General features: G+C 53.5%; 1 protein-coding gene. It reads right to left on the reverse strand.

All coding sequences use genetic code 11. The annotated features are described in order from the left end of the window. Positions 1 to 7: 7 nt before the first annotated feature. Positions 8 to 424: IS1595 family transposase (locus IV91_RS0111130; RefSeq protein WP_150112464.1), on the reverse strand; the 417-nt coding region annotated here is incomplete at its 5' end.

Here is a 424-nt window from a genome sequence, read left to right on the forward strand (position 1 = left end):
TCCTTGCCTATCCGGTTGTTTCCCCGCCACGTTCATTAGCACCAGGATGAGTCCAAACACCGGAATAAAGTTCGGCGTATGTAGGAGCAGCAACCTCTCTGGCGATGCCCATCAGGGAGCGGAAAGCGTTGAACGGGTAAAAGCGCCGGTTGAACCGAAACGTGAATTCATTGAGGTACGCTTGTAAATGCTGATCACTTACCCCGTGATGAATGCCGTTAATCCAGGACTTCAAGTTAGCGAAGGCGGTGTGGATCATCGGAAGGAACTCATCGGCAACCTGCGGGTCGCCGCGCTCGACGACGTGCATGTGCTTGTACCCTCTGTTGGGGAGATCGTAATAGCTTTTCCAGTCATCGGTAACAATAAGCGTGCCTGGCATAACCGACCTTTCGACGAAGCCGCAAAGCGACTTGGTGGTGCG

The sequence above is a fragment of the Ferrovum myxofaciens genome, from assembly GCF_000735045.1.
GTDB lineage: Bacteria > Pseudomonadota > Gammaproteobacteria > Burkholderiales > Ferrovaceae > Ferrovum > Ferrovum myxofaciens.